The organism is Vibrio sp. V39_P1S14PM300 (genome assembly GCF_009904765.1).
Lineage (GTDB): Bacteria > Pseudomonadota > Gammaproteobacteria > Enterobacterales > Vibrionaceae > Vibrio > Vibrio proteolyticus.
In genome coordinates this window covers 1-10711 of record NZ_WXWP01000248.1, presented here as the reverse complement: position 1 = coordinate 10711, position 10711 = coordinate 1, and the positions used below count along the sequence as shown (strand labels likewise).

The following is a 10711-nucleotide window of genomic DNA, read 5'->3' as shown; positions in this document are numbered from 1 at the left end:
GAACACCTCGAGGGATGAGCGCGTTTCCGATGATTTATCTGCCAATGCCAAGAAAATTAACATCAATTAACATTGTTGATAAAACGTTAATTTGGGAATCATAGTTTTCATATTTGTTAACCATACTTTTGGGGTATGTTGACGGTGTGCGAAATGATGCCTCGACGTCTATTCTAACTCTTTATTAAATAGAATAAATTTGTAGACAATATCGAGAATCATTCTTGTTTTCTGTGAGTGTATTTGGGCAGTAGAGCCGTTGATCTGGCGCTGCGGTGAAAATGCACGATGGGAAATGGGATCAGGCCCCGTTGACTTTATTATTTGTTAATTGTTTCAATCACTTTGGATGTTTAGGTGCAACAAGGTGAGTCAAAGTGGTCAGGACCGTGATTTTTTGCCTAAACCATGTTCAAGTGCACACGACCACTTTGACTCAGATAGGTTATCCCCAGTGCAGCACCTGCCAGTTGGGGTGATCCGCATGGCGCACCAGTTGCTCGCATGGGTTGACCAGATAAGCAAAATCCGCGTGTTGACACAGCGGCAGATCGTTGATCGAATCGGTGAAGAAATGCACTTCGCTGTAGTTGTCAATGCTGTCAGCCAGCCATTGCTGTAAACGGGTGACTTTGCCTTCCCGATAGCTGGGAACACCGAGGATCTGGCTGGTCAGCTTCTGATTGTGTTCCACCAAATCAATCCCCAGTGCGTGACGTATTCCGATGCGTCGAGCGACCGCTTCTACCAGAAAGGTAACTGATGCTGAAATGATCACCATGTCGATGCCATCCCGATTCAATTCGGCTATCAGGGTTTTGGATTGAGGGAATTGTCTGGGCAGAATGTGAGTGTCCACACACTCGTCGACTAAGGCCAGCACTTCCGCTTTAGGCATCTCCAACAAGGGGGCCATGGAAAATTGCAGGTAATCTTCCATCCGCATTTCTCCTTTCGTGTACAGGGCCATCAGCCGCTGATCTTCGGTAAGGAAATCCGGCGCGGTGGCAATCCCTTTTTCAACCAGAAATGCATTCCACAGCATCGCACAGTCAGCGTTGATCAGTGTTTCATCCATATCAAAAACATAGAGTGGTCTGGACATGTTTACGCTCTCACTGGTTGAATCTCATTCAGGTTAAACAACAACTCCATTTCGCTGCCGTTGGCCAGCAGTCGTTCAGAAGAACGGTTGAGCAGATCGACCGTGAGTTCGCAGTCACCGACGTTGACCTGATACCGAATGACATTACCCAATAACTGATGGCGTTTAACAGTGGCGCGTTGCGGGGCTGAGATGTGGCTTCCATAATGTCGCCCCGCTTCTCGCACGTAAATGGACTCCGGACGAATCGCAACGTTCGATTGAGTATCCAGATTGAACAGCTGTTTGGCCTGCCGGGCATCCACCAGATTGTAATGACCCATAAAACCGGCGACGAATTCATTGGCGGGCTGAGTGTAGATCTGCTCCGGTGAACCCGCTTGTACAATCTCGCCTTGGTTCATCAAAAAGATCCGATCTGACAGAAGCATGGCTTCTTCCTGGTCATGGGTAACGAAAATTGTTGTCAGGTTGAGTTCTTTCTGGATATCGCGGATTTGTTGGCGCAAATGCTTGCGGATTTTGGCATCCAAAGCAGAAAGCGGCTCGTCCAGCAGTAAAATTCTTGGCTTGACCACCAGAGCGCGAGCCAGCGCGACACGTTGACGCTGGCCACCGGATAACTGATGCGGATACTGCTTTTCTTTGCCGTTTAACTCGACCAGTGCGATGACTTTGGCGGTTTCACGTTGAATGTGTTCAGGCGTGTGTTTGTGCATCTTGAGCCCGAAAGCGATGTTGTCTGCCACCGTCATATTAGGGAAAAGTGCGTAAGACTGGAACACCATGCCGATCCCGCGTTGCTGAGGAACCTGGTGAGTGATGTCTTCCCCATCCACACAAATGTTGCCTCCATCGACCGGGTTTAGTCCGGCAAGACTGCGCAGCAGGGTCGACTTACCACAGCCACTCGGGCCTAGTAGTGTCACAAATTCGCCCTGTTCAATGGTAAAAGCGATGTTGTCAAAAACGGTGTTGTCACCGAAGCGTTTGGTCAGTTGCTCGACCACGACATAACTCATAAAAAACTCCCGACTCAGCGCGATGGTTTGGAAAAGCGGCTGGCCAGCCATGTGAATAGGAAAATAAACAGGAAATAGGTCATGACCAGCGCTGAGGTAAAGTGTCCGCTGGTCTGACGCATGTTGTAGAGGTATATCTGCAAAGTTTCAAAACGGGTTCCGACCAGGATATTGGCGAAGACAAATTCGCCCAACAAGAAGGAAAATGACAGAAACAGTGACGCAAGCAGCCCCTTTTTCAAATTGGGGATCACGATCAGAAAAAATGCCTGACGGGTACTGGCACCGAGCAGGTGCGCTGCATCCATCAAATCGTGCAGATTGATGGCGGCGAAGCTGTTGGCGATGGCGCGGTACATAAATGGTAAGGCGATGGTGAAATAAGTGCCTATCAGTATCCAAGGCGTTCCGACCAGTGGAATCGTGCTGTCGGCATATAGTTGCAGCAAACCGACGGAAGAAACCACCGGCGGAACAGCAAACGGCAACAGGATCAGGACATTCATGAGTTTGTCCAGCTTAGGGAAATAATAAAAAACCACAAACATCGCGGGTAGAATCAATCCTACACTGAGCGCCAGTGCGGCGAGACAAATCATCAGGGAACGACCAAAAGCCGCCAGAAAGCGCTCGTCGGTCAGCAGGCGCATGTACCAGTCGAGCGTAAGGCCATCCGGCAGGATTGTCGCTCCCCAGCGCGATGACAAGGAGTAAATCAGTGTCGCCAGGATCGGGAGCAGCATTACACCGGCGATCGTGTACACCACGGCTTTATGGTACGTGTTTGAATGGTGTCGCATCAGTATTTCCCTCCCGTCTTACTTTTGCCGACCAACCATTGATTAATCAGGGTAATAAAAGCCAGCAGGGCAATCAGAATGACGGAGATGGCAGCCGCCAGGTTAGGCTCCAGGAACAGATCGCCGGAAACCAGACTGGCGATGCGCACGGTAATGACGTTGTAATTGCCTGATGTCAACGCGTAGACACTGGCGTACGCGCCGATGGCGTTGGCCAGCAGAATAATGAAAGTGCCGAGCAGAGCGGGCGAGAGCACTGGCAGGGCGACTTTGAACCAGTATTGCCGGGTGTTGGCGCCCAGCAGGGCCGCGGCTTCCTGCCAGTCATCACGCAGCGCATCAAAGGCTGGATAGAGCAGCAAGACTGCCAGTGGGATCTGGAAATAAATGTAGATCATCAGCAAACCCCATTTGCCGTACAGATTGAACTCGTCAATCAGCCCGGCTTGTTTCAGTAGCAGGGTCAGGGCGCCGTTCACGCCGAGAATGATAATGAAAGCGAAGGCCAGTGGTACACCAGCAAAGTTGCTGCTCATATTGGTAAACGCGATCACGCCATCACGCAAGCGAGAATCCACGTGTCGCAATGAGGCGACCAACAGCGCAGCGATCATCAGCCCGGCAAGGCTTGACCACAGCGCAAGCCACAGGCTGTTGCTAAAGCCCTGGAGCATAAAGGCGGAGTCGAAAATCTCTTGGTAATTAGCCAACGACCAGTCGCCGTCGTAGAGAAAACTGTTGATCAGCACCCACACCATGGGAGCGAGCTGAAACAGATAAAACACCAGCGCGAAAGGCACAAGCCACAAAGCGGGCTTGAGCTTTTTCCACTGGCGGGTAGCTGAGAATGCAGACGCGGGAGTGGTCTGCGTCACAACGGAACTGCTCATAATGCTAACAATGCCTGCGAGTAGGGTTTGGCGTGGTCCAGGTTCATCAGTTGGCAGACAACGCCGCACAACTCGGTTTGTTTAACCTGACAATCTTGATGGGTAAATTGGTCACCGATAACGAACAAGGGCACATCGCGCTCGTCGGCCAGGATCCCACCATGTGAGCGATCATTATTCATACCGTGATCGCTGGTTACCATCACCTGATACCCATCCGCCAGCCAGTTTTCGATGTAGTTTGACAGACAAATATCCGCACCGCGGGCACTGTTACGGTACTGGGGAGAATCCAGACCGAATTGATGGCCGTTGTCGTCAATGTTCATCGGATGGATCAGCAGAAAATCCGGGTTGTAAGTGCGGCGCAGATAATCGGCGTCTAAAAACAGCGCTTCGTCCGGATAGTGATCCCAGTGATAAAAGCAGCCGTGTTGAATATTCAGTGTTGCATCATGGGTAAAGCGATCGCGTATAGGATCAAAGGGGGCGCGGTTGTAGAGTTCACTGACCCAATGATAAGCCGCGGCTGCTGTGGTTTTCCCCTCGCGGCGTGCAAGGCTGAAAATAGAATCCTGATGCGACAGACGAACTATCTGATTATTGACTATCCCGCTTTCCACCGGTTTGACACCGGTCAGAATGCATTCGTACAGCGGGCGGGACATGGAAGGCAGTTCACACTGCAAAGGGTATAATGTCGCGCGTTGTTGCTCGATTAAACCGTTAAGGTAGCCCATGCAGTCACGGGCGACCTGATAGTTCAGTCCATCAAGCACAACAAGGATCACCTTATTGCTCATACAGACCTCTTATTGTTGGTGAATCAGCACGGATTCCTGCCATTGACGAGGCAGCTTACGAGCCGACCTTTCCCAGGCTTTGAAATCCGTTACCGGGTGAACATTGCCGTATTGATCGTTTGGCAGCAGTTTGTCTTGTACCGACTGAGGCAGCGTCACGTTGGTGCGGATCGGGCGGGCATAACCTTGCGCCAGGTTGATTTGCCCCTGATCGCTGAAGATGTACTCACGCGCCAGCTTGGCAGCACTTGGGTTTTTGGCGTACTTGTTGATGATGGTGGTGTAGCCAGAAATGACGGAGCCGTCCTGTGGAATGGTTACGGTAAAACGGCTGCGATCGATTTTGTCGCGATAGTTCAGCGCGTTGAAATCCCACAAAATGGCCACCTCCACTTCCCCTTTCTCCAGATTGGCAATACTTGGATCAGTGAATGACAGGCGGTTTTGTTTCGCCAGTTTAGAGAAAAACTCCAGCGCTGGTTTCAGGTTCGACTCATCGCCACCGTTGGCAAAGGCCGCTGCCAGCACCGCATTGTTGGCTTGCGCCGCGACACCTACGTCACCCACCGTCACTTTGTAATCACCTTTGAGCAGATCCTGCCAGCTTGTCGGCGCGCTTTTGACCAGATGGTTGTTGGTGATAAATGCAATCGTACCCGTGTAAGCCAGTGCCCAGTGACCGTCTTTGTCTTTGGCCCAGTCCGGAATATCATTCCACGTGGTCGGTTTATAGGGCTGTGTTACGCCTTTTTTAACGGCGACCCGAGCAAATGCAAAGCCTACATCGCCGATGTCCGCCGTGGCGTTCTTCTTCTCTGCTTCAAATTTCGCAATTTCCTGAGCCGAGCTCATGTCGGTGTCCTGATGTTTCAGGCCATACGTTTTTTCAAGATCCTGCCAAGTGTCTTTCCAGTTGGCCCAGCTGTCCGGCATGCCGACGCTGTAGACGGCGCCTTCTTGTTTCGCGGCGTTGGCCAGTGCTGCAACATCCGGGTCCTGTGCCAATACGCTTGTGGAAAGGGTTGCCGCGAGCAGTGTTGTGCTGGTCAGTAAAGTGCGGTTTCGCAACGTTTTCATTGTCTCTATCCTTCTGGACTAGGTCAGTAAGTTCGTTTTGTATCCTATGGAGACAATGTGACGCTTTAGGGGCGGATTTTTTACAGTTTTTATTAATTTATATGTCAGTTAATGGGTGTTGATGCTAAATGCAGGCATCAGTGGTTGTCATGAATCTGTTATCTGCCTGCCGTATGGTTGAGCGCGAATAACCATCTGGACTAGGTCAGCATGTCAACACAACCCCATACTCAACTTGGAAGAATTAAGGCCAGCCTGCGCGAGCAGATCCGTGGTGGCATTATGGCGAAAGGGCAGAAATTGCCTTCTGAACGCGAACTGAGCGAGCTGTTTGCCACCACACGCATCACACTGAAAGACGCCCTGATTTCGCTGGAGACCGAGGGACTGATTTACCGAGAAGAGCGACGTGGCTGGTATGTGTCGCCAGAACGCGTACGGTATAATCCTTTGTCTCGTGCCCACTTCCATCAGATGGTGCGTGAGCAGAATCGCATTGCCGAGACGCGCCTGATCGGTGTGCGCAGCGAAATGGCGCAGGGGGAATATGCCACGGCGCTGGAAATTAGCCGCATCACGCCGATTCACGTCGTTGAACGTCTGCGTCATATTGATGGCCGGCCCGTGCTATTTGTCGAAAACTGTCTCAAGGCCGAGCTGTTTCCCGATATTCTGACAGAAAATCTGACCGGTTCACTGACGGGTCTGTTTCACACCCGATATGGCTATCAGACGCACCGCTCGCGCTTTGACGTTATTCCCACGTCGGCGCCGGCTCGTGTGGCCAAAGCGCTGAATCTGGCCGAAGGTCAGCCTGTGCTGAAGATTTGCCGGGTTAATTATAAACAGGATGGCGTACTCATGGACTGTGAGCTTGAATACTGGCGGCCGGATGCCGTTATGATTCGGATTGACAGTGAAAATTGACAGAGGATACATACACGACGGTATACTGACTCAAAGCTTTCTGACTTGGAGTATGTGCTTGTTGTTTGATTATTTTCGCCGTCGCGGCTTACTGACCATTGTTAAATTAATGAATCCCGTTCTGCGCAAAGGCTACGGAAGTCGGGACTATTTTTCGGCCGGTCAGGTTGAGCAAAGTGCGTCGCAAGTCCGCTTGTCGCCGCGTCAGAAACGCTGGGCGGAGGCTCTGTATACCGAAAACGTGGACGATGCTGATAGGGCGCGCATTCGAGCACTGTTGTTTGGTGGGCATGCGTACTGCGCCAAAGACGTATTGGCTCTGGGACAGAGTGGTCGCTGGGGGGGAGGAAAGATGCAGGATGACACCGCACACTGGCACGGCATGAACAGCCGCTTCTGATTCGAGAACGGCAGAAATTTCTGATTTATTGACCTGGGCGTCAATAGCTGCTGTCGACATGACATACTATGCTGTCTTTATCGATGGATAATTGAGCGGTTTCCCATTGCAAGTACAGCGCAAAAACAAACAGATCAGCATTGCTTATGCCAAAGCCAAGAAGATCATTGTCCTCAATCTGAAAGGTGGGGTGGGCAAGTCTACCTTTACTGCGAGCCTGATCAGCAAATTGATCGCCCACCAGTTTAAGGTGGAGCTGGTGGACTTTGACCGCCAGCAATCTACTTATCATTGGGCAGAGCCCATCGAAGAGGTGCCTTGCCAGTCATACAATCCGGCGCTGCGCAGTCTGTCCAGCATTGCTCTCACCTTGCAGGTCAGTACCGATTCTGATTTTGTGGTGATCGATTCTCCGGCTAATTTCTCGGAAGGGGAGTTGGTGCGTTATCTACGCTACGTAGATTACATCGTGATCCCGATGCAACCGTCTCCCATTGATTTGCACGCCTCTCTGCCGTTCATCAGTACCTTGATTGAACAGCACATCTATAAGCGAAAGAAAATTCAGCTGGGCTTTGTCATCAATCGGTGTTTTCAGGAGGATGCTCGTTTGACCCGGGTGTTGTCTCTGCTGAAACTCTTTCGTCAGTTCAAAACCTTAGGGATAATGAGTGAATCTCATCAGTATCAGGAACCGTTTCACCACAAACACTTAGTGGAGGCGGAGGGTATCGACAGTGTACTTTGGCACAACGTCTTGAAATGGCTGGAATAGAGTTCGGGATCTTCCACCAGAGCAGTCCCGCTATGGGTTTTGATTAATTGCACGGTGTTTCTTTTGACACTCCTCTGACAATTTGAGCTAGATCACATTTAGTATATCTGCGTCTAAATTGTCGGGGGTATCCCAATGAAAACAGATTCATTTGATCCGGTGAGCAGCGCACCGTCATCGACAGAAGTTATCAACGCGAAACGCGCTTTTTTAAACGTCTTTTCTAACGTGGCAGTGATGGCGGTGATTGCCATTGCTGTGAATCTGATGCTTCGATTGGATGTCTATTATTTTGGCAACAGTATGCCAGAATTCTCATTCACTGAGGTGAGTCAGTTAGTTTGTCTGACCATTGCCTTCGGCTGTTTTGCCCGGATCGCGCATCATCGCCCGGATTTGAAACACGTGGCGGCTTTAGCTTGTGGTTTATTTGCCGTTATGTTCATCCGCGAAATGGATAATACGCTTGATACTATCGCACATGGGTTCTGGAAATATCCGGCACTGGTCGCTGCTGGACTGGCAATCAGTTATGCCTATTCCGCCAAAGAGCGTATTGTGAATCAAATGGCCGTGATGGCAACATCGCATGGCGTCAACTTAGTGGTATCAGGCATTGTGCTGTTAGTGGTGTTTTCACGCCTGTTTGGGACCGGTTCTTTCTGGCAAGCCGTCATGGGAGAAGATTACGTTCGCATGGTGAAAAGCATCGCAGAAGAGGGCACTGAACTGCTGTGTTACTCTCTGATTGCTTTTGCTTCGGTTAAAGCGTTACTGGGTTTTAAGACCAAGTAGACAAGCGTTGATATCGCAAAAACACCGCCCTTAGGGCGGTGTTTTTGTTTCAGGCGCTCAACTGCGGTCAGAACGCTGAGCCCGATCGTCTGGCTTATCGGCTTCGACGAGGTTTTCCAGCGAAGGAACGTGTTTGATCAGCAATGATTTGAGCTTGGCGGGTGTCACGGGTTTCGACAGGAAATCGTTCATTCCGACGTCAAAGCAGCGTTGCTTGTCCTCATGAATGATATTCGCGGTCAGGGCAATAATCGGAATGTGCTCAGCCCATTCGCACTCCGCGCGAATTCTCTGTGTCGCTTCATAACCATCCATCACCGGCATCTGACAGTCCATGAGAATCGCATCATAAAGTTGATCATGACAACGTTCGAGCGCGATTTGACCGTTCTCAGCAACGTCGACTGAGATGCCCATGTTGTTGAGCATGATTTTTACCACCTTCTGGTTTACCTGCGTGTCTTCCACCACCAGCATCCTGATTGGAGAGATCGTCACTTCCGCACTGGCTTCTGCTGAGTTCAACATGCTGTTGCGTGGAAAGGTAAAGACCTGTCCTGCATTGGGTTCTTCTGGCGCGTTCATCTCAGAGGCGCGTTGGAGCGGTATTTCAAAATAGAAACAGCTGCCGAGTCCAAGTTCACTCACCACGCTCAGCTCGCCGCCCATCTTCGAAATAATGTTGCGACTGATCGCCAGACCCAGTCCAGTCCCCCCATACTGACGGGTGGTACTGCCATCGGCTTGCTGGAACTTGTCGAAGATCACGTCGATGTTGTTTTTATCGATCCCGATACCTGTATCTCGGACTTCAAACCGGAGCCGCTCTTGCTGCTCGTCTGTGTACAGTAAACGAGCTTCAAACTGAACGTACCCGTTGTGGGTAAATTTAATCGCATTCCCCAATAGGTTATTGAGGACTTGTTTCAGCCGGGTCGGGTCACCAATGATGGAGGTGGGAATCGTCGGGTCGATAATGCATTCAAACAGCAGGTTTTTCTCCTGAGCTTTGACTTTGAAGACGCCCGCTTGTTTGCGGATCAGCTCATGCAGGGCAATCGGAATGTGTTCCAGCTCCAGTCGCCCGGCTTCGATTTTGGAAAAGTCGAGAATGTCATTAATCACATCCAGCAGGTTGTTGGATGAGGTGTTTAGCACCTCCAGATACTCTTTTTGCTTGGAGGTGGCGTCCAATTCTTGTAATAAGGCCGATATACCGACGATGCCATTCATCGGGGTGCGGATCTCATGGCTCATATTGGCAAGGAATTCGCTTTTTTTCTGGTTGGCGACTTCGGCTTTCTGTTTCGCCAGAATCAGATCATTGTAGTTGGACTCAAGTCGCTCAACACATACGTTGTATTTCTCAGTCAGTGTGGTCAGTTCATCTTTAAACAGGCGTTTGGGAGGGGGAATGGCGCTTGGAGTCGGGCCGCCGCGGAAATCGCCCATGGCTTGTGTCAGCTCTGAGATCGGATGAATGATCAGTTTTAGAATAATGAACAGCAGAGCGGCAACCAAGGAGAAGGTTTCCAGTACGGTGATCAGGGTCTGGATCCAAAATTTACGAACCAGAGACGCATAGACCGAAGTCATGTCTATCTGCACCAGCAAAGTACCGAGGTCGTAGGTGTTTTTGCCCAAGTTGTGGGTGATGGGCCAGGAGTTCTCTATCTTTCTTCCGGTGACTCTTTCACCAAATGTGATGGTCGTTCCAAAACTGTCATTCACTTCGATATACGCGACGTCCGGATGCTGGAGAATACCTTGCGCTTGCGTGGCTAACTGATCACGATCTTCCACCCACAAGCTACTGCTGATACTCGACAAGTAGCTGTCTTTGATCAGTGCCATGTTTTGGCTGAGTTCTTTTAACTCATGTTTGTAGTCGAGGTAAAAGCTGGCGCCGGCGTTAAACAGAGCAAAAATACAACTCACAAGGATAGTGACGAACACAAGTTGTTTATCAATGCCTAAACGCCTTGGCCGGCGCAATTTCTGCCCCATATGCAATCAATGTGTATTCAATGAATGTATACTCTAAAGATAGTCGTAAAAATACATTAGTAAACTATTCTTATCCCAATACTCTCAAATACATGGAGGTAGAATGAGAA

The 10711-nt window shown here is 50.3% G+C and carries 11 protein-coding genes; 4 read left to right on the top strand and 7 right to left on the bottom strand.

Features of this window, described 5'->3' with window-relative positions:
- Positions 1-445: 445 nt before the first annotated feature.
- From CAG65_RS12690 to CAG65_RS12665, 6 genes are read right to left on the bottom strand one after another with little or no spacing between them, the layout of a single operon-like run.
- Positions 446-1105, bottom strand: a complete 660-nt coding sequence (locus CAG65_RS12690) for an HAD family hydrolase (protein WP_161453882.1) — start codon at positions 1103-1105, stop codon at positions 446-448.
- A gap of 2 nt (positions 1106-1107) precedes the next feature.
- Entirely contained in the window at positions 1108-2127 is a 1020-nt protein-coding gene (locus CAG65_RS12685) for an ABC transporter ATP-binding protein (protein WP_161453880.1), read from the bottom strand.
- Between the two features lie 14 nt (positions 2128-2141).
- A complete protein-coding gene (locus CAG65_RS12680; protein WP_161453879.1) occupies positions 2142-2927 on the bottom strand; it encodes an ABC transporter permease in 786 nt (261 codons plus the stop codon).
- The gene (locus CAG65_RS12675; protein WP_161453877.1) at positions 2927-3817 is read right to left on the bottom strand and encodes an ABC transporter permease; all 891 of its coding nucleotides are present in this window, start codon (positions 3815-3817) and stop codon (positions 2927-2929) included. The genes CAG65_RS12680 and CAG65_RS12675 overlap by 1 nt, the downstream gene beginning before the upstream one ends.
- Entirely contained in the window at positions 3814-4620 is an 807-nt protein-coding gene (locus tag CAG65_RS12670; RefSeq protein WP_161453874.1) for an alkaline phosphatase family protein, read from the bottom strand. Before CAG65_RS12670 ends, CAG65_RS12675 begins: the two co-directional genes overlap by 4 nt.
- 9 nt (positions 4621-4629) lie before the next feature.
- Positions 4630-5697 carry an ABC transporter substrate-binding protein gene (locus tag CAG65_RS12665; RefSeq protein WP_161453872.1) on the bottom strand — a complete coding sequence of 356 codons (1068 nt, stop codon included), beginning with the start codon at positions 5695-5697 and terminating at the stop codon, positions 4630-4632.
- Positions 5698-5907: 210 nt separating this feature from the next.
- Here CAG65_RS12665 and CAG65_RS12660 point away from each other — a divergent pair, with 210 nt between their 5' ends.
- The 4 genes from CAG65_RS12660 (at position 5908) to CAG65_RS12645 (ending at position 8594) form a co-directional block, all read left to right on the top strand.
- Positions 5908-6624 (top strand): UTRA domain-containing protein, encoded by a 717-nt coding sequence (locus CAG65_RS12660; RefSeq protein WP_021706149.1) that lies wholly within the window; start codon positions 5908-5910, stop codon positions 6622-6624.
- Between the two features lie 58 nt (positions 6625-6682).
- Positions 6683-7024 carry a DUF6559 family protein gene (locus tag CAG65_RS12655; protein WP_237668123.1) on the top strand — a complete coding sequence of 114 codons (342 nt, stop codon included), beginning with the start codon at positions 6683-6685 and terminating at the stop codon, positions 7022-7024.
- A gap of 91 nt (positions 7025-7115) precedes the next feature.
- Complete coding sequence (locus CAG65_RS12650; protein WP_237668810.1) at positions 7116-7799, top strand: ParA family protein; 684 nt, start codon at positions 7116-7118, stop codon at positions 7797-7799.
- A gap of 135 nt (positions 7800-7934) precedes the next feature.
- Positions 7935-8594 carry a hypothetical protein gene (locus tag CAG65_RS12645; protein WP_161453871.1) on the top strand — a complete coding sequence of 220 codons (660 nt, stop codon included), beginning with the start codon at positions 7935-7937 and terminating at the stop codon, positions 8592-8594.
- A gap of 57 nt (positions 8595-8651) precedes the next feature.
- On the opposite strand, the gene CAG65_RS12640 is transcribed toward CAG65_RS12645, so the two are convergent.
- Complete coding sequence (locus CAG65_RS12640; RefSeq protein WP_161453869.1) at positions 8652-10601, bottom strand: ATP-binding protein; 1950 nt, start codon at positions 10599-10601, stop codon at positions 8652-8654.
- Between the last annotated feature and the right edge of the window lie 110 nt (positions 10602-10711).

Coding starts and splice junctions, on each gene's coding strand:
- CAG65_RS12690 (WP_161453882.1), bottom strand. CDS start 1,105: ATGTCCAGACCACTCTATGTTTTTGATATGGATGAAACACTGATCAAC.
- CAG65_RS12685 (WP_161453880.1), bottom strand. CDS start 2,127: ATGAGTTATGTCGTGGTCGAGCAACTGACCAAACGCTTCGGTGACAAC.
- CAG65_RS12680 (WP_161453879.1), bottom strand. CDS start 2,927: ATGCGACACCATTCAAACACGTACCATAAAGCCGTGGTGTACACGATC.
- CAG65_RS12675 (WP_161453877.1), bottom strand. CDS start 3,817: ATGAGCAGTTCCGTTGTGACGCAGACCACTCCCGCGTCTGCATTCTCA.
- CAG65_RS12670 (WP_161453874.1), bottom strand. CDS start 4,620: ATGAGCAATAAGGTGATCCTTGTTGTGCTTGATGGACTGAACTATCAG.
- CAG65_RS12665 (WP_161453872.1), bottom strand. CDS start 5,697: ATGAAAACGTTGCGAAACCGCACTTTACTGACCAGCACAACACTGCTC.
- CAG65_RS12660 (WP_021706149.1), top strand. CDS start 5,908: ATGTCAACACAACCCCATACTCAACTTGGAAGAATTAAGGCCAGCCTG.
- CAG65_RS12645 (WP_161453871.1), top strand. CDS start 7,935: ATGAAAACAGATTCATTTGATCCGGTGAGCAGCGCACCGTCATCGACA.
- CAG65_RS12640 (WP_161453869.1), bottom strand. CDS start 10,601: ATGGGGCAGAAATTGCGCCGGCCAAGGCGTTTAGGCATTGATAAACAA.